The following is a 21328-nucleotide window of genomic DNA, read 5'->3' on the forward strand; positions in this document are numbered from 1 at the left end:
ACATTAAACAAACAAGCAATTTCTATTCCAATTTATATCTTTTTTAAACTTTTTCTTTGAAATTTTTTATAATTTAATTTATCTTTGGCAAAAAGTAAGGCAAAAATCAAAGCAGGGCTTACAAAAAGTGCCGAAAATAAAGCATTAAATTCTATACCCAATCCTGCTAAAACAATCCCACCTAAAAAACTTGCTAAAGCTATGCCTACATTAAAAGCTGCTTCATTCACACTTACTGTGCTGTCTATGACTTTATAAGTGTGGCGTTTAGCTTTAGCAATGCTAAGCATTTTTAGCGCAGGTATGGTTGAAAAGGCAAAAAATCCTATCAAAGCTATGCTAAAAATGATTAAAATTTTAGAATGCATGGTGAGAAATACGCTTAAGAATACTAGAACTTGTATGCTTAAAATAAGACGCAAAGAAAAAATAGCACCTTTTTTATCTACTATTTTTCCGCCCCACAAATTCCATATAAGAGCAAGATATAAGCTGTATCTTGGACTTTAAAACCGCTTATTTCTACAAGTAATTTTTGCAAATAAGTGTAAAGAACGAATTGAGCCCCACAACTACAAATGGTTATAGTATAAGTTTTTAACAAATTTTGATGCGAAAAAGCAGGGATTAGATTTTTAAGACTTGTTGGACTAGGATGTAAATTTTTGGGCATCATATGCCATACTCCAAAAAATGCTAGGCTTGTAATGATAAAAATAAGTAAAAAGATAAATTTAAAGCCAAAATAATGTCCTATAAAAGTTCCAAGTGGTACTCCAGTAACTAAGGCTACGGTAAGTCCTGTGACCATTATAGCTAGAGCACTTGATTTTTTATCATTAGGTACTATAGCACTTACAGCTAAGGTAGCAATGACAAAAAATACTCCATGTTGTGTTCCTGCTACAAAACGCGCAAACGCTGTAAGATAGAAATTTTGGCTAAAAAAGATAATGAAATTTGCTAAAGCAAAAATTCCAAGATTGATTAAAAGTTGTGTATGTCTGTGAAAACGACTTAAAGGTATAGTAATAAGAGGAGCACCTATAACAACACCTATAGCATATAAGGTTGTAAGATAGCCCGCAGTTTTTGCATCTACGCTAAAATACGCTTCAACATCAACCAAAACTCCTGCCATAACAAATTCGGTTACACCCATACAAAAAGCACTAAGAGCTAGTGCAAAAAGAGCTTTTTTGTAATTTTGCATTTTAATTTCCTTATAAAAATAAAAACGCATTATAATAAAATAAAGGCTTAATTTCCTTAAAAAATTCAAAATATTTTTGTTAAAATAAAATAAAAATTTTAAAGGTAAATAATGAAAAAAATTATTTTATTGCTTGGTTTAAGTTTGGTGAGTTTAGGGGCTTTGAGTTTTGATGAGCTTATTTATAAAGATGAAGTAAAACCTAGTTTTGATTGTTCTAAAGTCAAAGATGATGGTAAAAGTGATGATGAGCTTATGATATGTAATGAAATTGGTGTGCGCAATGAATTTGAGAATAAAAAACTTGCTTTAGTAGATAACATCTATAGTAGTTTGTATCAAAATATTTCAAAAAAAGCAGATAAAAAGACGAAAAAAGATTTTAAAGCTATTTCAAAAAAGATGATTAAAGAAAGAAAAATTTGTATAAAAAATATGCAAAATACAAAAGCAGGGGAAAATCCTATTTTACCTTTACTCAATGCAAGTGATTGCATGCAAGAAGCTTATGCTAAAGCTTTATTAGAACTTACGCAAAGAGCAAAAAAAGATATAAAGACTAAAGAAGTTTTAGAGCAAATTTTTAAAAATAAAGTTGATAAATATGAAAATTTACTCACTCAAAGTTTAAATACCAATAAAGATTTGCAAGATTTTATAGACAGCTTGGCTAAAGAAGATTTGATTGATTCTAGGGCTAAATTTAAGCTTTAGGGCTTAAATTGATTGCAAATTTAGCCGCTTCAAAATAACTTTTAGTGTTGATTTTAGCATTTTTATAGGCCTTATCAAAGGCCGTGCCATGATCAACGCTAACGCGTATGATGGGTAAATTTAAACTCACATTGATGCTTTTATCAAAATACAAGGCCTTTAAAGGAGCAAGGGCAAGATCGTGATACATAGCCACTAAACGATTGCAGTTTTTTAAACCAGCCTTGGTAAAAGCTGTGTCAGCTACTAAAGGATAGGGTAGATAAACGCCCTTGCCTTTAAAATTTAAAAGCAATTCTTTTTGTAAATTTTCATCTTTTAAGGCTTTTTTGAAAAATTTTTCATCTTTTTTAGAGTGTAAAAAGGCATTAACAAAGGCTATAGCTTTTTCCATGATCTTTTCTTCTTCTCCACCTATAACTCCATAATCTCCAGCGTGAGGATTAAAACCTAAAAGTCCTATTTTTTTAAAATGCGTTTCTTTGTAAAAATCTTTTAAAAAGATGCTTAAATTTTTAAAAGTGATTTTTTTACTCACCTTAGCTAAAGGTACATGTTCGCTAAAAAGCCCTACAAAAAGTTCTTTACAACCTAACATCATAATGGCATTTTTTTTAAAAAAATCCCTTAAAGCATCGGTATGTCCTTTGTATTTAAGTCCTGCATCTTCCCAAGCTTTTTTGTGTATAGGTAGAGTAAGTAAGGCATGGGCGTGTTTTTCATAGACAAAATAACTTGCCGCCTTAAAGCTTAAAAAACCATAAAGTCCGCTTTTTGCATCTATTTCTCCGGCTTGGATTTCAAAATTTTCATCCACTTTAAAGCCTAAAGGAAGGCAAAAAGAGTAAATTTCAAGAGAATTTTCTTTTTTTATAAAATTAAACTCATAGTCTTTGTCATCTTTAAAAGCTACGATTTTTGCATTAAAAAGTTTTAAATTTAAAAGTTTTAAAGCTTTATTAAGCAAGCTTTCGTGGATAAAATAAAAAGGTGTGCAGATTTTGCTTAGTTCTTCATGAGAACGCACTAAAATTTCAAGTCCTATGCTGTTTATATCGCCTATACTAATGGCTAGTTTTTTCATCTTTTAATAAGTTCTTTCATTTCTAAAATAGCGTTTTGAAGTCCTGTAAATACAGATCTTGCTATAATGCTTTGTCCTATATTTAGCTCGCAAATTTCTTTAGTTTTTATTACGGGTTTTACATTTTTGTAATTTAAACCATGTCCTGCAGCTACTTTTAAACCAAGCTCTACGCCCTTTTTAGCACAGAGTTTTAAATTTTGCAATTCTTTTTCAAATTGAGTTTGCAAGGTTTTTTTATCTTGATTGAGTTCTTTTAAGGCAAAAGCAGTATGAGAGATATTGCTAAAAAGTGCATTGTGTAAATTTGCATAATGTCCTGTATGAAGTTCTATGAATTGGGCTTTTAAAATTTTTGATTTTTCTATATCTTCTAAACTAGGATTGATAAAAAGTGAAACTTCAATGTTTGCATTTTGAAGTTTTTCTATGCTTTGTTTTAATTTAGTATGATTTAAACAAAGCCCCCCTTCTGTAGTAAGCTCTTCTCTTTTTTCAGGTACTAAAGTAACGCGGTGGGGTTTGAGTTTAAGAGCTAAATTTAAAATTTCATCATTTAAAGCACATTCTAAATTGATAGGGCTTTTACAAAATTTTATAATATTTTCCAAGTCAAAATCCTGAGCATGACGGCGATCTTCTCTTACATGCAAAGTGATTTGATCTGCGTATTTAGCTGCTATAAAAGCAGCCTCTAAAAGATCAGGATCATTTACCATTCTAGCTTGTCTTAACACTGCGATATGATCGATATTTACACCTAAAAGCATATTTTTCCTTTAGAACTTTTTTGCTATTATACTATAAAATCAAACAAGGAAAGTCATGTTAGGTATAGATCTTGGTTCAAATACTTTAAGAGCAGTACAAATGGATGAAAAATTAAATAAATTAAAAGAATATGAATTTGTTATTGGGGCAGCGAAAAATCTAAATCAAAGTGGAGAAATTTCGAAAGAAGCCATACAAAGATTAAAAAATGCTTTGAGTATTTTAGCTAAAGAGCAAGATTTAAGCAAAGCAAGAGCTGTAGCGACTGCAGCTTTTAGAAAGGCAAGTAATACAAATGAAATTTTTGCTCATTTAAAAGAAGAATTTGGGATTGATTTTAAGCTTATAGATGCCAAAAGTGAAGCTAAGATTAGTGTTTTAGGTATGCAATCAGGTTTAAGAAGGCTTAAAATTTGGGGAGAGTTTGCGTATTGTGATTTAGGAGGGGCTTCTTGTGAGCTTTCTTTTAGAAAAAGTTTTAAAAGTTTTGATTTTGGTATTATTAGTTTTTATGAAAAAAATTGCCATTCGTATTATAAATCTTGTATTTCTTATAAAAAATTGATAAAAAAATATCCTAAATTTATCATAAATATTAAAGATAAAAAACTTAAAATTCATTTTTTAATTGCAAATCCCTATTTAAAGCATTTAGCTTTTATGGCTTTTGATGAGGTAGCTATGATTAAAAAGGAGCTTCGTTCTTTAGGAGTTAAAACGGTGGTTTTAAATTCCGGAGTTCCTACTACACTTAGCGCATTAAAACAAAATATAAGCTATGAAAAGTATGAAGCAAGTAGAGTAAATGGTAAAAAACTTTGCCATAAGGATTTTTTAAATTATGCTATTAAACTTTTTCATATGGAAGAAAAAAAGGCTATAAAAGAAGTAGGCACGATGAGAAAAAATTATTTGAGTGCAGGTTATTTATTGTTTTATGCTTTGTTTGATAAACATAAACTTCTAGTCATTGATGAGGGTTTAAGGGAGGGAGTTTGTTTGGCGAGTATGAAAAATATAAAATTTTAGTTTTTTTGAAATTCGAAAAAATGAAATTTTTCATCAAAATTAAAAAATAAAATTTTAGCTTGAGATAAAAAACTTTCGTAAGTTTTAATGTTTTTATTTTTTGTGTATTCCAATAAATCTTCAAAACCAAAATCCATTAAAGCAAGACTTTGTTTTTTAAAAGCTAAAGGTTTAAAATCATATTCTTTGATGAGTTTTTGAAGATGGGTAAAATTGACATTATAAGTTAGATCGCTTTTGCCGAAAAAATCTTTTAACGATACTTCAAAGGGGCTAAAAACTTCGTGCTTTTGATAAATTCTTAAGCTAAAATTTTGTGGATTCAAAGTTCCATAATCAAATCCTGCAAATATAAATCTATCACAAGCTTGATCTAAATCTTTAAAAAAAATTTCAAGCTCTAAACTGAGTTCACCTTTTGTAAGATTTAAAGCTTTGCATTTTGTGTTCAAATTTTCATCCATATTTTTAAAAATAAGTTTAAAATTTTCTACAAATGCCATTTTATCATGATCTATAAGTTCGCAAGTAAAACTATCAAAAAGTTCATTGCAAAAGAAAAAAGCGTTCTTAAAATGGCATTCTTTAAGACTATTTTTGTGAGTAAATTCCACTCCTTCTAAGGTCTTTTTCTGTAAATTTTTTAATTTTTCATGTGGTTCTATGATGAAAAAAGAAATTTGAGAAAAAATTTCAGGTCTTAATTCAAGCAAAGCGGCTAAAAAATCACGACTTAAATAGCCTTCATTAGCGCCTATTTCTACAAGCTCTAGTGGAGGTTTGAGAATTTTTTCATCTATTAAATTTAAAAAATGCTTAGCTAAAAGTGTGCCAAAAAGATTTCCTACGCTCACAGCAGTAAAAAAATCTCCGTTTTTTCCTATACTTACAGCATTTTTATAATAGCTTTCATGTAGCCAAGCATGGAAAAAGTCACTAAATTTCATTGAAAAATAGCATTAAATTTGGATACAAAATCCAAAGGATCGACTTGTTTGCCTCCAGCTAAAATTCCAAAATGCAAATGCGGCCCACTTACCCTACCACTAGCCCCGCTAAGTCCTATAAGTTCGCCTTTTTTTATCTTTTGTCCTACTTTAACATTGATTTTAGAAAGATGATAGTATTGTGAATAAATTCCAAAACCATGATCAACGACTACCGAATTTCCTGCGAAATAACGATCTTTTGCAATTTTTACTATGCCTGAATTGGCTGCATAAATAGGTGTTCCTATAGCGGCCCTAAAGTCCGTTCCACTATGATAACTTGCTACTTTTTCATTAAAAGTTCTTGCTTTGCCAAAATCACTTGTGATAAAAGAATTTAAAGGTATATTAAAAGCACCGTTAAATAAAGCTTTTGGAGTATAAGAACTATAAATTGCATTGGCTTCTTTTAATTCTTTAGCGATGCGTTCTTGTACAGTTTTTGGTGGAAAAATCTTTTTGTTTTCAACTTGCAATTTTTCACTTTTATAATTACCTTCTAAAGTTTTTATGAAAATTTCTTCTTTTCTATCTTTATAAAATGCTATAAGTTTTGTATTTTGCGGGGGATTTTTGTAAGGTAAGGAAAAAATAGCTAGAATTTTTTCTTGATTTTTAGGATGTGTAAAAGTGGGAATATTTTTATCATTATTTTTTAAAGATAAAAAATCTTTCTTATCTAGTTCCAAAAATAAAGCTTGACCTTTGATGAGTTCTAAATTTTGAGCTCCAAAAAGCCAAAGAGTAAGGCTTAAAAGAATCCATAGGGCTTTCATAAGCTTAACTCTTTAAGATCGGCAATTTTTAAAAACTCCGCATAAATTTCATAAACCAAAGCTTGGCGATTGTTTTTAAGTTTTTCATCTTCAGCATTAATCATCACTTGATTAAAAAACTCATCAATAAAAGGCTTAAGTGCAAAAAGATTTTCAAGTTTTTCTTGTAAAGAGTTGGCTTTAGTTTTTTCTTGAAAAGCTTTGTAAAGTTTGCTTTCTGCTTCTTGAATAAAAAGACTTTCATCAACTTTATGAGGATTTTTAGTGGCGATATTGGCCAGTCTTTTAAAGGTTGCAAAATTTTCATTAAAATTATCTTTTTTGCTAAGTTCTATAAGAGCATTTACGCTTTGATTGATATGGATAAGATCTGTATTTTGTGAGCTTAAAACCGCTTTTACAAAAGAAGCATTGACCGTATAAAAAGTATAAAGTCTTTCAAAAATAAAATCTTTTAAAATTTGCATATCAAAGCTTTTATAATGACTTGAAAGTTTTTCTAATAAAATTTGGATATCAAATTCTTTATTTAAATTTAGAGCGATTTTAATGATCCCATTGGCTGCTCTTCTTAAGGCATAAGGATCCTTTGTTCCGCTTGGAATTTTTCCTATGCTAAAAAGTCCTATAAGGGTATCAAGCTTGTTTGCAAGGGCTACTATGCTTGAAAATTCCGTGCTTGGAAGTGGAGCTTGTTCGGAATTAGGAAGATATTGTTCTTTGATGGCTAAGCAAATTTCATAATCTAAGCCCATTTTTTGCGCATAATAACTTCCCATAATGCCTTGCAAATCAGTAAATTCATAAACCATTTGTGTGGCTAAGTCTGCTTTGGCGTATTTTAGTGCCGTGCTGATATTTTCGATTTTATCATTATGAAGCATTTGACATAAAATTTCAGCAATTTTAATCTCTCTTAAACTTTTATCTTGCATTGTGCCTAAACCTTCAAGATAGGTCATTTTGGCAAGTTTTTCAGGTTTTAAACCATTTTGTAAATCATTTTGATAAAAAAACATTGCATCGCTAAGTCTTGCACGCAAAACTCTTTCATTTCCATGTATGATTTTTGAATAATCTTTACATACTGCATTGCTTACTACTATAAAATGATTACTTAAGCCTTTATCGTTAAAAACTGCAAAATAACGTTGATTTTCTCTCATTGAAGTGATGATTACTTCGCTAGGAATTTCTAAAAATTCTTCTTCAAAGCTTCCTAAAAGTGCATTAGGGTATTCTGTGATAGCAACTACTTCAGCTAAAAGTTCTTCATCCTCTCCAATTTGTATATTTTTTTGACTTTCTATAAGTTTAAATTGCTCAAGTATTTTTTCTTTTCTTTTGATTGGATCAAGGATAATATAGTTTTTCTTTAGTAGTTCAAAATATTCTTTTGCATTGTTAAAATCTTGCAAATCATAACTTACACTTCTGTGAATGAAAGTTTTTTTAGCACTTTTTACCCCATAGCTTTGAAAATCAACAAGTTTATCATTTAAAATGCAAGCAATAGAACGGATCGCACGAATGAATTCAAAAGAATTTGCACCCCAACGCATGCTTTTGCCAAAACTAAGACTTTTTAGAAATTTTTCTACCATTTCTCCTAAAATTTCTTGACTTTGCAAACCTTTGATAGCTTTTTGATGGTATAAAACTTCTTTGCCTTTGATTTCCTTAAAAGTGAGTTCATTTTCACTGATCCCTGCTTTTTGTAGGAAACTTTGTCCTGCAGGAGTTAAAACCCCGTCTTTATAAGCGACATTTTTAGGTGCTCCTATAAATTCAGCAAAGCTATCTTCTTGTTTGTCTGCAAAATTTTCATGAAAAAAAACTAAACGACGCGGAGTATAATAAAATTTAAAATCACTTACCAAGCGGTATTCTTCTAAAACATTTTTCCATTTTTTTTCTATATTAGCTAATTCTTTTAGCAAAGGAATAGCAGGTAATTCTTCTGTGCCAATTTCTATTAATAATTCACTCATAATCTACTCTTTTTAAAATTTATTTCTAATTTTAACTAAAATTTCATTAAAAAACTTATAAATACTTTTGCAAAAAGCCTTTAAGTTCACTAGCGTTGCTAAATTCATTTTCTTTTAAATCTTTTTGATACCATTTTGCATGAAAATAAGGCAAATTGGCATTTTTAGCACATTCTTTATCTTTTTGACTATCTCCTATAAAAACGCTTGTTTTATATGGAGCCTCGTTTTTTAAAAGTTCTAGCATCATAGGATGAGGTTTGGGTTCTATGCCTAAACTTACGCCTAAAATTTTATCAAAATAAGGAATGATTTGATGTTTTTTAAGTATGCTTGAAAGTGAGCTTTGCGGGGCATTAGTAGCAATAGCTAAAAAACAATTTTTGCTTTTTAAAAATTCTAAAAGTTCTTTCACTCCTTCAAAAAGTACCACGCTTTGTTCATAGTGTTTGACAAAATATTTTTCATAGCCTTCTTTAAAGCTAGAATGATGGAAATTTTCTATATTATAAAGTTCTTTTGCCCAGTCAATATTAGGAGTATTGATGGTTTGCATAATGATTTCTCTTGAAAGTGGGGCTAGGTTTAAATCCTGTCTTATTTCATTGACTGCACAAGAAATGGCATTTGCGCTATCGATTAAAGTTCCATCCATATCAAAAAATACATTAATCATTCATAATCCTTTAAATAATTTTTATGTTTTTCTTTTTTTTCACCTTGTTTTTTTTGCTTATCTAAAGCATTGGCAAGATTTAAAAGTTCGCTTTTTTCTTTGGAAAAATCTAAACAAGCATTGACAAAAAATTCAAGATTTTTTGCATAGGTTGAGTTAAGATTTACCGTGGGATTTTTTTCAAAAAATTTAGCATTTTTTAGCATTCTTTCTTCAAATTTAGTTTTATTAAAATCTTCTTTTTTAAGTGCAGATATAGCGCCATTGAAAAATTTTTCAAGATTTCTTAGGTATTTTACGCGTAAGGCTTTTTCTTCATTTTTTGTCAAAATTCTTCCTTAGGTATTTTTATGAATGCGGCATTCTAGTGCTTCTTGAACTAAATTTCTAGCGATTACTTTTTCAGAGCGAATGATGCGTATATTTTCATCTATGCTAGAAAAAAGCATCTTTTTCAAAGTTCCATTTACATGAATGATAGTATCTATAGGTTTTGGATAATTAGCTAGCACTTGACATAAAATTTCAAGTTTAGCTTCATTTGTAACTGTGATAATAGCTACGGCACATTCTTCTATATTGGCAATTTTTAAGGTTTCTTCTTGAGCAGCATTGGCAAAAACGACATTTTCACCCCGACTAACTCCAAGTTCTACTAAATTTAAATCACTTTCTAAAACAAGATAAGGTACGCCTGTGTTTTTGATTTTTTGTACAACTTCTTGACCTAAACGTCCGTAGCCAAAAACAACAAGATGATTTTTAAGCTTGATATTGCTGTCAATATTTTGCACAGCGTTGGTATTAAGTGCTATATCTTCTACAACATTGGTAATTTTTCTTATATTGTTTAAAATAAAAGGCGTGATAATCATGGTTAAAATAGAAACAACAATTAAAATTTGTGAAGTTTTGATATCAAGCATATTTTTTGCTTGTAAAAGAGAAAAAATTGCTAGGGCGAATTCGCCAATTTGCGCTATGGCAAAAGCTGTTTTAAGCGCTACTCTTTTTTTGGTGTAAAGAAATAAAAAGCCAAAAACTATGCCAAATTTTAAAGCCATTACAAGAAGGGTTAAAACTATGATTAAAAACCAATTTTGCGCCACTACATCAAGTTGAATTTGCATGCCTACAGTTATGAAAAAAAGCCCTAAAAGCAAATCTCTAAATGGGATTAAGTCCGCTTCTATTTTGTGTTTATATTTTGTTTCTGCTATCAAAGCACCTGCTATAAAAGCACCCAAAGAATAAGAAAATCCAAAATAATTTGCTAAAAAACTTGCTCCAATAACCATAAATAAAACAGTACTAATAAAAATTTCCTGAGAAGAGGTGTGGATAATGAGTCTAAAAATTCTATCCACTAGATATTTACCTATGAAAAATAATAAAGTGATTAAAATAAGTGCTGAAATTAAAGTGGTAAAAAGGAGTTTTTCTATGTTTTGATTGTTGGATGAAAAAATATCTACAAGCAAAAGCAAAGGAATAACGGCTATATCTTGAAAAAGCAAAATTCCCAATGCTTTTCTGCCATATTGCTCATTTATATCGCCATTATCATTTAAAATTTTAAGCACCACTGCAGTTGAAGAAAGTGCTAGTGCAAAGCCTACTATGGTAGCGCTTTTATCTCCAAGTCCTAAAATTCCCATAGCAAGTAGCATAAAAACAAAGCCACAAGTAAGCATCTGCAAAGAGCCGTTTAAAAAAACTTCTTGTTTCATTGCCATTAAATGCTTAAAAGAAAATTCAAGCCCTATGGTAAACATTAAAAACACTATACCAAATTCGGCTATATGGGTGATTTCGCCTTTGCCACTTAAATGATAAATTTCAGAAATGATTTCTCCAGCAGCTATATATCCAATGATAGTTGGAATTTCAAATTTTTTAAATATGACATTTAAAACTATAGCTATAGCAACGGTGATTAAAAAAATTTCTAAAAAATTATCCATTATTTTTTATTTTTTCTCATAAAAAATCAAATCAAAGCTATTTTTATGCTTAACAACGGCTTTGCTAGCCGCTTCTTTATCTTGTTGTTTGCTTAATTCTAAGCGTAGTTCATCAATTAAATTTTCAAATTCGTGAAGTTGGTTTTTCAATTTTAAGATAACATCTACTCCAGCAAGATTGATTCCCATGTCTCTTGTTAAACGCAATATAAGTTTAATACGGTCAATATCCCTTTGAGAATAAAGTCTTATTTTGCCATCGGTTCTACTTGGCTCTATCAATCCTTCTCTTTCGTATTGCCTTAAGGTTTGTGGATGTATGCTTAAAACTTTAGCCACAACACTGATTAAATATACAGGTTCATCATAATGGTGTTCCATATTTTATTCCTTTCTTTAAGGTAATTTTTCTTTTAAGAGTTCTATAAATTTTTCATCAAGGGTATCTAAATTTGGCAAAACAACATTTAAAATCAAATACATATCCCCATAAATATCACTTTTTCTATTTTGCACCCCATAACCTTTTAAACGAATTTTTTGGTTATTTTTTGAATTAGGCGTTATGTTAATTGTCGCTTCTTCCTTACCTTCTTTGAGTGTTTTTATATTTATTTTTCCACCAAAAAGTGCAGTTTTTAAAGAAATATCAACCTTTTGATATAAATCATCATCTTCTCTTGTGTAAATAGGACTTTCTTCTATTTTTACAATAATGATTAAATCGCCTCTAGCTCCATTTCTGCTTTGTTTTCCTTTAGAGCGAATTCTTAGTTTCTCGCCTTCTTTTATACCGTGTGGAATTTTAAATTTAATGGTTTCGCCTTGAAAATTAAAACTATGTTCCCCGCCTTTAACAGCTTTTTCGAAAGGAATGTGAAGCTCTAGATTACTGTCTAAATTTTCTTCTTCAAAACCTCCAAATCCTCCAAAACCACTGCTAAAGCTTTTTGAAGAAAAGCCGTTAAAACCCCCTCTTGAGCGTCCACCAAAGCCTCCTCCAAAGAGATCTTTTAAAATATCGTCTAAATTTACCCCACCAGCATTTCTTGAAAAATCATGAAAACTTTGTCCACCAAACATAGAATCGCCGTATTGGTCATACTGAGCTCGTTTTTTTTCGTCACTTAAAATTTCATAAGCAGCATTAATTTCTTTAAATTTTTCTTCTGCGCCTTTTTCTTTGTTGATATCAGGATGATATTTTCTAGCTAGGCGACGGTAAGCTTTTTTTATTTCATCTGCACTAGCGTTTTTGCTAACTCCAAGAGTTTCGTATAAACTATTCATGTTATATTTCCTTAAAAATTTTTACTTGATTATATAGAGGATTAAATTATAACATAAACTTTAGTCTAAGTCAATCAAGTTTTATAAATTTTTATCACTCAAGGTTTTATTTACAATTTTGTAAATTTTCGGTTTTATACTATGAAGACAGTAAAATATTTTACGAGATAATTTATCTTTAAGAACAAAAGGAAATGAAATGAAAAAGATTTTTTTATCATTAAGTTTAGCAAGTGCTTTATTTGCTGCAGGTATTAATTTTAACGAATCGACTACAACGGCTAATCGTGTGAATCCTGCCGCCGGAAGTGCAGTGCTTTCTTATCATGATTCTATTAAAGATGCAAAAAAATCAGTGGTTAATATTTCTACCTCAAAAACTATTACAAGAGCAAATCGTCCAAGTCCTTTGGATGATTTTTTTAATGATCCTTATTTTAAACAATTTTTTGATTTTGATTTTCCTCAAAGAAAAGGAAAAAATGATAAAGAAGTGGTGAGTTCTTTGGGATCAGGGGTGATTATTTCAAAAGATGGTTATATAGTAACAAATAATCACGTTGTAGATGATGCTGATACGATTACAGTGAATTTACCAGGAAGCGATACAGAATATAAAGCCAAGCTTATAGGTAAAGATCCTAAAACAGATCTGGCTGTTATAAAAATAGAAGCTAACAATCTTTCAGCTATTACTTTTACAAATTCTGATGATTTAATGGAAGGAGATGTTGTTTTTGCACTTGGAAATCCTTTTGGAGTCGGTTTTAGTGTTACAAGTGGGATAATATCTGCTTTAAACAAAGACAATATAGGTTTAAATCAATATGAAAATTTTATACAAACAGATGCTTCTATCAATCCAGGAAATTCAGGTGGAGCTTTGGTGGATAGTCGTGGATATTTAGTAGGTATTAATTCAGCTATTCTTTCTCGTGGCGGTGGAAATAACGGCATAGGTTTTGCTATACCTTCAAATATGGTTAAAGATATAGCTAAAAAACTTATTGAAAAAGGCAAGATCGATAGAGGGTTTTTAGGTGTGACTATTTCAGCTTTGCAAGGTGATACTAAAAAAGCTTACAAAAATCAAGAAGGAGCTTTAATTACTGATGTTCAAAAAGGTTCAAGTGCTGATGAAGCAGGGCTTAAGCGTGGAGATTTAGTTATTAAAGTTAATGATAAGATTATAAAAAGTCCTATTGATCTTAAAAATTATATAGGAACTTTAGAGATTGGTCAAAAAATTTCATTAAGTTACGAAAGAGATGGAGAAAATAAGCAATCAAGTTTTACTCTTAAAGGTGAAAAAGAAAATCCTAAAGGCGTACAAAGTGATCTGATTGATGGTTTGAGTTTGAGAAATTTAGATCCAAGACTTAAGGATCGTTTGCAAATTCCAAAAGATGTTAATGGTGTTTTGGTTGATAGTGTTAAAGAAAAGAGCAAAGGAAAAAATTCTGGTTTCCAAGAGGGTGATATTATCATAGGTGTTGGACAAAGTGAAATTAAAAATTTAAAAGATTTAGAACAAGCTTTAAAACAAGTTAATAAAAAAGAATTTACCAAAGTTTGGGTATATCGCAATGGTTTTGCGACTTTGCTTGTGCTTAAATAAAAATAACGGAAGGATTTTCCTTTCGTTATAAATTTTAGTTTAAAATTAAAATTAAGTTTAAAATAAAGGAAAACTATGACAAATATTCTTATGATAGAAGACGATTTAGAATTAGCAGAAATTACAGCTGAATATTTGGAAAAATTTGATATGAAAGTTGATATAGCTCATGAGCCTTATATAGGCCTTTCTAAGCTTGCATTAAAAGAATATCAGCTTATCATTTTAGACCTTTCTTTGCCAGGACTTGATGGGCTTGAAGTGTGTGAAGAGATTCGTAAAAAGTATGATACGCCTATTATTATTTCAAGTGCAAGACATGATATTACAGATAAGGTTAATGCTTTAGAGCTTGGAGCAGATGATTACCTACCAAAACCTTATAATCCAAAAGAATTACAAGCACGTATTAAAAGTCATTTAAGACGTATTTCAAATACAAAAAGCGCCATAGCAAAAAGTGTAAAAGATCTTGTTTATGATCAATATAAGCATATTATTACCATGAAAGGACAAGAGCTTACTTTAACTAATGCTGAATTTGATATTTTAAGCTATTTGATTAAAAAAGAGGGTGGAGTGGTAAGTCGTGAAGAGCTTGTTTATAATTGTTCTTCTATTAGTGAGGATTCTAGTAATAAAAGTATAGACGTTATTATCAGTAGAATTCGTCAAAAGATGGGAGATGATCCAAAAACTCCAAAATATATTCACTCTATACGTGGAATAGGTTATAAGCTTACTCAATGAATAAATCTTCGATTTTTTATACTATAACTTTTATTTTTATTTTTGCTGGGGTTAGTGTTATACTTGGCTTTTTGTGGCTTATAGAATACGATCAGCAAAATTATACTAGAGAATTAAATACAAAATATTCTTTGATAGCTAATGCAAGGCTCTTAAATTTTGCAGGAGTTATCAGTGAAAAAGAATTTGAAGAGCAGACAAAAAATTATAATAAAATGGATGAGATAACAGAAGCAAAGCAGATCCGTAAAATTCTTTTTAGAGGTGATGTTTTAGCTAGGGTTGAGGTTAATAATGGCTTGATCGAGATTATTTCTTATAATAGACAGGTGTATTTAAATATTATTTATGATGGAAAGGTTTATCTTTATAAGGATCAAGATTATCAAACCTATAGGTATTTTATTATCAAAGCTATAGCTGTAGCTGTGATTTGTATTCTTGTATTGCTTTATATTTATATATTTAAAAAATTAAAACCACTTAAAAGACTTAAAAAACAAATTGATAAATTTGCCCAAGGAAAGCTTAATGATATAGAAGATGTAAGCACTGGGGTGGATGAAATTTCACAAGTAAGTGAAGCTTTTTATCAAGCCATTGTTCAAATTCGAAAGCTAAACCAATCTCGTCAGTTTTTTTTAAGAAATATTATGCATGAACTCAAAACTCCTATTACTAAGGGGCTTTTAACTTTAGAAATGATAGAAGATAATAAATATAAAGAGCGCTTAAATGGGGTTTTTACTAGACTTGAAATTTTAATTAATGAATTTGCTGCTATTGAGCAAATTACTTCAGGGGCTGCTTTTATAAATAGAAAAAAATACAATATTTTAGATGTTTTAGATGAAGCCAAAGAAATTGCAATGCGAGATGATAGCAATATACGTATTTTTATGGAAGAAAGTTTTTTTGTAAATGTGGATTTTAAACTTTTTACTACGGCGATTAAAAATATGATAGATAATGGTATTAAACATTCTGAAGATGGGTTTGTGCAAATTGATATTATAGATGATTATATTTGTTTTAAAAATCGTGGTCCTGAGCTTAACAATACTTTAGAATACTATACTCAAGCTTTTACTCAAGGATCAAAACAAAAATCAAGTTTTGGATTAGGGCTTTATATTGTAAATACTATTTTAGAAACACATGGAATGAAGCTTGATTATTTATATGAAGATGGGGTAAATTTGTTTTATTTTAGAAATTTAAAAAGTGTTATTGTTAAGGAGTAAATTAATTTTTTTACATAAAAAATGCATTTTTGTGTAAAAACCCTTGACAAAGTTTTTTAATTTCACTATAATCACATTTTACTTTTAAATATTCCGGATTAGCTCAGCGGTAGAGTAGTCGGCTGTTAACCGATTGGTCGTAGGTTCGAATCCTACATCCGGAGCCACTTTTTTAACTCCATTTTTAATATTCATAAATGTATTTTAATATAAAAAATTAATAAGTCTTTATCACAAAAAATTGTGATAAAGTTTTTTATTTTGTTTGTTTAAGATTTTTGACAATTTTATCTATTTTTTTACTTGCCTTTTGATAATCCCCATCTTTAAGTTCTTCTAGGGCATTAACAGCAAAAGAAAAATCTTCAACTTCATTAAGATAAGCCTCTATGGCTTCTTTTACTATGGCTGATTTTGGTTTAGAAAGATTTTTACTTAAATTATCCAAACGCTCCTTAAGCTCTAAAGGTATTCTAAAAGAATAAGTTTTTACATTGCGTTTCATTATTATCCTCCTTAAGAATGTTTTTTGTAAAATTTTATAGCTTGTTTACAAGTTTTACAAGTAAATTTATGACCTTGTAATTCTATTTTTTGATGAATGCTATAAGGAACATCGTGAATTTTACCAGGACAATTACAGGTATAAAGGTAAAATTGTGGATGCTCATTATCTTCATCTTCTGCTGCTTCAAAGCTAACATCGCCACCATCATCTGTCGACAAAGAAGAACTTCTCCATTTTTCAACTTTCATGTCTTCATATAGTATATGTTCTAAAAGCCACTTTTTAGCCACTATATAAAGTTTTTCTTTAAGATCATTGGTTGATTTGATATCTTTGATCAAGTTAATCATGGTTTGGATGATTTCTTTGTGTATTTTTCGATGTTCTTCTAAATTTGGATAGCCTATTAGCTGCATGTATTTTTCTTCATCATTAAAGTGATCTTTCATATAATTAAAAAATTCAGCCAAAAGTTCTTTGACTTCATTTTTACTTACAGATCTATCTGATACAACTTCAACTTTTGCAGCAAGTTCAAAAAGCTTTTTATGTTGCTCATCAATTTTAGCATTGTGTACACTATAGCTGTTATCCCATTTTGGAAGCATTTTAACTCCTTAAGGAAAAATTTATTTGTATAAAAGGATTATAGATAAAAATAAATTAAATAAAAATGAAATTTTATTAAATAATTGATAAGAATTTTGATACAATGATATATATTTAAGAGATTTGAAGTTAGAAAGATTTAAATTATGGCTGCTAAAATTTTACTTTTAGAAGATGATTTGAGCTTGAGTGAGATCATTGAAGAGTTTTTAAACGATGAAGGATATGAAGTATTTTTATGCGATAATGCACAAGAAGCTTTAGATATGGCTTATGAAAGATATTTTGATCTTTGGATTTTAGATGTAAAAGTTCCTTTAGGAGATGGATTTTCATTACTTAAAGAATTAAGAAAAAGCGGAAAGCAAACTCCAGCAATTTTCATGACTTCTTTAAACACAACAAACGATTTAAAACAAGGCTTTGACGCAGGTTGTGATGATTATATAAAAAAACCTTTTGAACTTGCCGAGTTATCTATCAGGGTTAAAGCTTTGCTTAAAAGAGCTTTTTCACATAAAAATGAAGATTTTGAAGATTTAGGAGATGGATTTAGATTTGAATTTACTACACAAATTCTTTACCATAATAATAAAGCCTTGACTTTACCGAGTAAAGAAATTAAGCTTTTGTCTTTATTACTTAAAAATAAAAACAACTTTTTAAGCACAGAGAGAATTTTTGAAGAACTCTGGGATTATGATGAGGAGCCTAGTGAGCTAAGTTTAAGGGCTTATGTGAAAAATTTACGTAAAATTTTAGGAAAAGAAAAAATTATAAATCAAAGAGGCAGGGGATATTGCTATGGCTAAAAAAGTCATTAGGCAAATTTTATTAATCTACCTAACAACTACAGGTATTTTTTTAACTATTTTTTTTGCATTATGGTATCAAAAATTATATGAAGAATTAGTTGTTTTAAAGGGTGCCACTTTGAGAGAAAATCATAGAAATATTGTTATAAGCATCTTAAATTCTCGTTTTACCCCTATAGATATAAGTGCAAAAAATATTGCTCAAAGTACAGCGCTAAAATTTGCTATATTTGATGCTAAAAAGATTGTTTTTAGTAATATAGATTTTGATTTAAGAAAAGCAAAGATAGAGCTTAAAGGTAGAGGTATTTGTGATAATAAGGTTTTTTTCCTTGCTCCTATGAGTGCAGATCATTATTTTTTAAGACATGCTAGTAATGAAGAAGTAAATACTAACGATGGTTTGCAAATTTTAATACAGGGTGAAGATGTTGGCAAAGATCTTTTTTGGATTAGAACAAAAGTTTTTGGTTTTGCTATTATGGCTTTTTGCATATTGGGCTTAATATCTTATATTTTAGTAAAAATTGCTCTAAAGCCTTTAGAGGATAAAATCAGCACACTAAATCGTTTCATTAAAGATTCAACCCATGAACTCAATACCCCATTAAGTGTTATTTTGATGAGTATAGAACAACTTGAGCATCAAAATTTAGGAGATAATGCTAAATTTACAAGGATTAAGCTTGCTGCAAAAAGTTTGTCTCAAGTGTATTCTGATCTTGTTTTTTATAATTTCCCTAATGCCTTAGAAACAGAAAAACAAAAATTTGATTTAAGAATACTACTTGAAGAAAGATTGGAATATTTTAAAGTATTTTTTGAGCAAAAAAAAATTACACTAAAGCTTGATTTAAATCAAGTAAATATTTTTGCTCCTAAAAGTCAAATTTCTAAATTGATTGATAATCTTATAAGCAATGCTATTAAATACAATAAAAAAGGTGGAGTAATTTCTATAATTTTAAAAGCCAATTTTTTAAGTATTGCGGATACAGGTTGTGGAATTTCAAAGTCAAATTTAAATCATATTTTTGATAGGTATACAAGATTTAATACCGATCAAGGAGGATTTGGTATAGGGCTTTCTTTGGTAAAAAAAGTTTGTGATGATAATGATATTAAGATTATTTGCGAATCTGTAGAAAATCAAGGGAGTGTTTTTAAATTAAATTGGTAATCAGCAAGGAAAATCCTTGCTGATAAGAGGTTAGAGTAGATATTACATCATTCCGCCCATGCCACCCATTCCTCCCATACCGCTCATATCTGGCATAGCAGGTTTATCTTCTTTAATTTCACTAATTGTTGCTTCTGTAGTTAAAAGCATACTAGCTACAGAAACTGCATTGAGTAAAGCTACTCTTTCTACTTTAACAGGATCGATAATTCCACTTTCAAGCATATTAACATATTCACCTTTTGCAGCATCAAATCCTGTGTTTTCATCTTTAGCATTTTCTACGCTATTTACAACCACACCCGCATCAAATCCTGCATTTTCAGCAATTTGTCTTAAAGGTGCTCTTAAAGCTCTTTCAACGATAGCTGCGCCGATTGCTTCATCACCTTGTAGATCAAGTTTGATTTTAGCTTTTGCTTTGATAAGCGCTGCGCCACCACCAATTACTATACCTTCTTCAACTGCTGCTTTAGTAGCACTTAAAGCATCATCAACACGATCTTTTTTCTCTTTCATTTCAGTTTCAGTTGCTGCGCCTACTTTAATAACTGCAACACCGCCACTTAATTTTGCAAGTCTTTCTTGTAATTTTTCTCTGTCATAATCTGAAGTTGTTTCAGCAATTTGTGCTTTGATTTGATTTACTCTTGCATCGATATTTGCTTTTTCACCTGCGCCATTTACTATGGTTGTATTGTCTTTATCGATGATTACGCTAGAAGCTTGTCCAAGATCTTGTATGGTCGCACTTTCAAGAGTTCTTCCAAGTTCTTCAGAAATCACTTCTCCACCTGTTAAAATCGCTATATCTTCAAGCATAGCTTTTCTTCTATCGCCAAAACCTGGAGCTTTTACTGCTGAAATATTAAGAACACCGCGAAGTTTATTTACAACCAAAGTTGCAAGCGCTTCACCTTCAATATCTTCAGCGATAATCAAAAGTGGTTTGCCTGTTTTTTGAATTTGTTCTAAAACCGGTAATAAATCTTTTAAATTTGCAATTTTTTTATCAAAAAGCAGGATATAAGGGCTTGAAAGCTCTACTGTCATTTTTTCTGCATTAGTGATAAAATAAGGGCTTAAATAACCTCTGTCAAATTGCATACCTTCAACTACATTTAATTCATCATTGATTGATTTTGCCTCTTCAACAGTGATAACACCATCTTTGCCCACTTTTTCCATAGCATCAGCGATTAAATTTCCGATTTTTTCATCAGAATTGGCTGAGATTGTAGCAACTTGTGCAATTTCTTTTTTATCTTTTACTTCGCGAGAAAGTTTTTTAAGTTCGCCTACTATAGCTTCGCAAGCTTTATCCATGCCACGTTTTACTTCAATAGGATTTGCACCTGCTGTGATATTTCTTAAACCTTCTTTAAAAATCGCATGAGCTAAAACCGTTGCAGTAGTTGTTCCATCGCCTGCTTGATCAGCTGTTTTGCTTGCTACTTCTCTTACAAGTGAAGCGCCCATATTTTCAAGACTATCTTTAAGTTCTACTTCTTTGGCAACACTTACGCCATCTTTAGTAATGCTTGGAGCACCAAAGCTTTTTTGGATTAAAACATTGCGTCCTCTTGGCCCCATAGTTACTTTTACCGCGTCATTAAGTTTTTTAACGCCCTCATAAAGTTTATTTCTTGCTTCATCTGAAAAAATAATTTCTTTTGCCATTTTTTATCCTTTTTTATAAATTATTTTAAAATTCCTAAGATATCATCTAAGTTTAAAACTAAATATTCATTATTATCAAGTTTAATTTCTGTTCCACCGTATTTAGCAAACACGATTTTATCACCATTTGCAATATCAGTGATTTCTTTACTTACTGCTACTACTTCACCCATTAAAGGCTTTTCTTTAGCATTATCTGGTATAATTATGCCTGAGGCTGTTGTTTTAGTTTCTTCTACGCGTTTAACTAGAACACGCTTTCCTAAAGGTTGAAAATTCATTTTTGTCCATCCTTAAAAATATTGATTTTAGCACTCTTTTATTTAGAGTGATAATATCATACTATAAAAAATGAATTTTGTCAATACTTTAAATTAAAATATTTATAAAAGTTTAGTTTTATAGACTAAAGTTATTTTATAAAATA

General features: G+C 30.0%; 21 protein-coding genes, 1 tRNA gene and 1 pseudogene. 8 read left to right on the forward strand and 15 right to left on the reverse strand.

The features are described from left to right. Window positions 1-32: 32 nt before the first annotated feature. Window positions 33-1213 (reverse strand): annotated as a pseudogene (locus tag FBE93_RS02410) (MFS transporter). A 111-nt stretch (window positions 1214-1324) separates the two neighbouring features. On the opposite strand from FBE93_RS02410, the gene FBE93_RS02415 reads away from it, so the two are divergent. Then, window positions 1325-1927, forward strand: a complete 603-nt coding sequence (locus FBE93_RS02415) for a hypothetical protein (protein ID WP_165434148.1) — start codon at window positions 1325-1327, stop codon at window positions 1925-1927. Here the strand turns inward: FBE93_RS02415 and pdxA are convergent. Next, window positions 1917-3011 (reverse strand): 4-hydroxythreonine-4-phosphate dehydrogenase, encoded by a 1095-nt coding sequence (pdxA, locus tag FBE93_RS02420; RefSeq protein ID WP_002933683.1) that lies wholly within the window; start codon window positions 3009-3011, stop codon window positions 1917-1919. The two genes, FBE93_RS02415 and pdxA, sit on opposite strands and share 11 nt — an antisense overlap. Then, on the reverse strand, window positions 3008-3781 hold the full coding sequence (locus FBE93_RS02425) for a pyridoxine 5'-phosphate synthase (RefSeq protein ID WP_002933685.1): 774 nt from the start codon (window positions 3779-3781) through the stop codon (window positions 3008-3010). The genes pdxA and FBE93_RS02425 overlap by 4 nt, the downstream gene beginning before the upstream one ends. 55 nt (window positions 3782-3836) lie before the next feature. Between FBE93_RS02425 and FBE93_RS02430 the strand changes: the two genes are divergently transcribed. Next, window positions 3837-4811 (forward strand): Ppx/GppA family phosphatase, encoded by a 975-nt coding sequence (locus tag FBE93_RS02430; protein ID WP_165434149.1) that lies wholly within the window; start codon window positions 3837-3839, stop codon window positions 4809-4811. Here the strand turns inward: FBE93_RS02430 and FBE93_RS02435 are convergent. From FBE93_RS02435 to FBE93_RS02470, 8 genes are read right to left on the reverse strand one after another with little or no spacing between them, the layout of a single operon-like run. Beyond that, window positions 4808-5758 carry an SAM-dependent methyltransferase gene (locus tag FBE93_RS02435; protein ID WP_002933697.1) on the reverse strand — a complete coding sequence of 317 codons (951 nt, stop codon included), beginning with the start codon at window positions 5756-5758 and terminating at the stop codon, window positions 4808-4810. The genes FBE93_RS02430 and FBE93_RS02435 overlap by 4 nt on opposite strands. Next, window positions 5755-6576: a M23 family metallopeptidase gene (locus FBE93_RS02440; RefSeq protein WP_002933698.1), complete on the reverse strand. Its 822-nt coding sequence runs from the start codon at window positions 6574-6576 to the stop codon at window positions 5755-5757. The genes FBE93_RS02435 and FBE93_RS02440 overlap by 4 nt, the downstream gene beginning before the upstream one ends. Further along, window positions 6573-8567 carry a glycine--tRNA ligase subunit beta gene (glyS, locus tag FBE93_RS02445; RefSeq protein WP_002933703.1) on the reverse strand — a complete coding sequence of 665 codons (1995 nt, stop codon included), beginning with the start codon at window positions 8565-8567 and terminating at the stop codon, window positions 6573-6575. Before glyS ends, FBE93_RS02440 begins: the two co-directional genes overlap by 4 nt. Before the next feature lie 55 nt (window positions 8568-8622). Continuing rightward, window positions 8623-9243 (reverse strand): HAD family hydrolase, encoded by a 621-nt coding sequence (locus tag FBE93_RS02450; protein WP_002933705.1) that lies wholly within the window; start codon window positions 9241-9243, stop codon window positions 8623-8625. Continuing rightward, a complete protein-coding gene (locus FBE93_RS02455) occupies window positions 9240-9572 on the reverse strand; it encodes a hypothetical protein (protein ID WP_002933707.1) in 333 nt (110 codons plus the stop codon). The genes FBE93_RS02450 and FBE93_RS02455 overlap by 4 nt, the downstream gene beginning before the upstream one ends. A 9-nt stretch (window positions 9573-9581) precedes the next feature. Beyond that, window positions 9582-11207 (reverse strand): cation:proton antiporter, encoded by a 1626-nt coding sequence (locus tag FBE93_RS02460; protein WP_002933709.1) that lies wholly within the window; start codon window positions 11205-11207, stop codon window positions 9582-9584. Between the two features lie 6 nt (window positions 11208-11213). Next, complete coding sequence (gene hspR, locus FBE93_RS02465) at window positions 11214-11588, reverse strand: heat shock transcriptional regulator HspR (protein WP_002861924.1); 375 nt, start codon at window positions 11586-11588, stop codon at window positions 11214-11216. A 15-nt stretch (window positions 11589-11603) separates the two neighbouring features. After that, window positions 11604-12497 (reverse strand): DnaJ family protein, encoded by an 894-nt coding sequence (locus FBE93_RS02470; RefSeq protein ID WP_002933711.1) that lies wholly within the window; start codon window positions 12495-12497, stop codon window positions 11604-11606. A 199-nt stretch (window positions 12498-12696) separates the two neighbouring features. On the opposite strand from FBE93_RS02470, the gene htrA reads away from it, so the two are divergent. From htrA to FBE93_RS02490, 4 genes are all read left to right on the forward strand, one after another. Further along, window positions 12697-14115, forward strand: coding sequence for a serine protease HtrA (htrA, locus tag FBE93_RS02475; RefSeq protein ID WP_165434150.1), 1419 nt, complete (start codon window positions 12697-12699; stop codon window positions 14113-14115). Between the two features lie 75 nt (window positions 14116-14190). Further along, window positions 14191-14865 (forward strand): response regulator transcription factor, encoded by a 675-nt coding sequence (locus FBE93_RS02480; protein ID WP_002777451.1) that lies wholly within the window; start codon window positions 14191-14193, stop codon window positions 14863-14865. Beyond that, on the forward strand, window positions 14862-16109 hold the full coding sequence (locus FBE93_RS02485) for an ArsS family sensor histidine kinase (protein ID WP_002853920.1): 1248 nt from the start codon (window positions 14862-14864) through the stop codon (window positions 16107-16109). Before FBE93_RS02480 ends, FBE93_RS02485 begins: the two co-directional genes overlap by 4 nt. A 92-nt stretch (window positions 16110-16201) precedes the next feature. Then, a tRNA-Asn gene (locus FBE93_RS02490) sits at window positions 16202-16276 on the forward strand. A gap of 89 nt (window positions 16277-16365) precedes the next feature. Here the strand turns inward: FBE93_RS02490 and FBE93_RS02495 are convergent. Next, complete coding sequence (locus FBE93_RS02495; protein ID WP_165434151.1) at window positions 16366-16614, reverse strand: ribbon-helix-helix domain-containing protein; 249 nt, start codon at window positions 16612-16614, stop codon at window positions 16366-16368. Window positions 16615-16625: 11 nt separating this feature from the next. Next, a complete protein-coding gene (locus tag FBE93_RS02500; protein ID WP_002866222.1) occupies window positions 16626-17225 on the reverse strand; it encodes a bacteriohemerythrin in 600 nt (199 codons plus the stop codon). A 147-nt stretch (window positions 17226-17372) separates the two neighbouring features. Between FBE93_RS02500 and dccR the strand changes: the two genes are divergently transcribed. Together dccR and dccS are read left to right on the forward strand one after the other, a co-directional pair. Beyond that, window positions 17373-18038: a two-component system response regulator DccR gene (gene dccR, locus FBE93_RS02505; protein WP_002853205.1), complete on the forward strand. Its 666-nt coding sequence runs from the start codon at window positions 17373-17375 to the stop codon at window positions 18036-18038. Next, window positions 18031-19221 (forward strand): two-component system sensor histidine kinase DccS, encoded by a 1191-nt coding sequence (gene dccS, locus FBE93_RS02510; RefSeq protein ID WP_002933796.1) that lies wholly within the window; start codon window positions 18031-18033, stop codon window positions 19219-19221. Before dccR ends, dccS begins: the two co-directional genes overlap by 8 nt. 42 nt (window positions 19222-19263) lie before the next feature. On the opposite strand, the gene groL is transcribed toward dccS, so the two are convergent. Next, window positions 19264-20901 carry a chaperonin GroEL gene (gene groL, locus FBE93_RS02515; protein WP_002853460.1) on the reverse strand — a complete coding sequence of 546 codons (1638 nt, stop codon included), beginning with the start codon at window positions 20899-20901 and terminating at the stop codon, window positions 19264-19266. 20 nt (window positions 20902-20921) lie between these two features. Further along, window positions 20922-21182: a co-chaperone GroES gene (gene groES / locus FBE93_RS02520; protein ID WP_002825273.1), complete on the reverse strand. Its 261-nt coding sequence runs from the start codon at window positions 21180-21182 to the stop codon at window positions 20922-20924. Between the last annotated feature and the right edge of the window lie 146 nt (window positions 21183-21328).

The organism is Campylobacter sp. CFSAN093229, assembly GCF_011068225.1.
Taxonomy (GTDB): domain Bacteria; phylum Campylobacterota; class Campylobacteria; order Campylobacterales; family Campylobacteraceae; genus Campylobacter_D; species Campylobacter_D jejuni.